Source organism: Parvibacter caecicola (assembly GCF_003725335.1).
GTDB classification, from domain to species: Bacteria; Actinomycetota; Coriobacteriia; order Coriobacteriales; family Eggerthellaceae; genus Parvibacter; species Parvibacter caecicola.
Genome location: NZ_QIBY01000043.1, coordinates 1 through 682, shown reverse-complemented (window position 1 = coordinate 682; position 682 = coordinate 1). Strand labels below are relative to the sequence as shown.

The window sequence follows — 682 nt, the reverse complement described above, 5'->3', positions numbered from 1 at the left end:
CTTCAGATGCGTGCGGTTTGACCGGTTCCGCGACGACATCGACCCGAAGTACGTGCTCGACCTGCTGATTTGGCTGGCTGACGGCTACCTGCACCAGCAGCGCGCCCTGCATCAGCGCCTCGACATGGATGCGATGCTGGACGAGATGTACCGCTGGTGCGACATGCTGAAAGCCTATTCGTACAAGGAGGAATACCGATGAGCGCAACAATCGGCCCCGCGATTGCGATCGAGGGGCTCAAGAAAGATTACGGAAGCGGACGCGGCGTGTTCGGCGTGTCGTTTGCCGTGGAGCGGGGCGAGGTGTTCGGCTTTTTGGGACCGAACGGCGCCGGCAAGACGGTGACCATGCGTAACCTCATGGGCTTCATCCGCCCTGATGAGGGAACTGTCAGCATCAACGGCCTGAACTGCTTCAGCCAGCGCGCACGCATCCAGGAGCACCTGGGCTACCTGCCCGGCGAAATCGCCTGCATGGACGAGATGACCGGCGCGGCGTTCCTTGAATTCATGGCGCGCATGAAGAAGCTGCGCGACCGCACGCGCATGGAGCAGCTGATCGAGTACTTCGAGCTGGATCCCGCGCGGCGCATTCGCAAGATGTCGAAGGGCACGAAGCAGAAAGTGGGGCTGGTCTGCGCGTTCATGGCCTCGCCCGACATCGTCCTGCTCGACGAGCCCA

At 62.0% G+C, this 682-nt stretch carries 1 protein-coding gene and 1 pseudogene; both read left to right on the top strand.

What is annotated here, in order from left to right; genetic code table 11:
- Positions 1–202 (top strand): annotated as a pseudogene (locus tag DMP11_RS10085) (TetR/AcrR family transcriptional regulator); the annotation flags it as partial.
- A partial coding sequence (locus DMP11_RS10080; RefSeq protein WP_148041134.1) for an ABC transporter ATP-binding protein occupies positions 199–682 on the top strand: 484 nt, incomplete at its 3' end. The pseudogene DMP11_RS10085 and the gene DMP11_RS10080, both read left to right, overlap by 4 nt.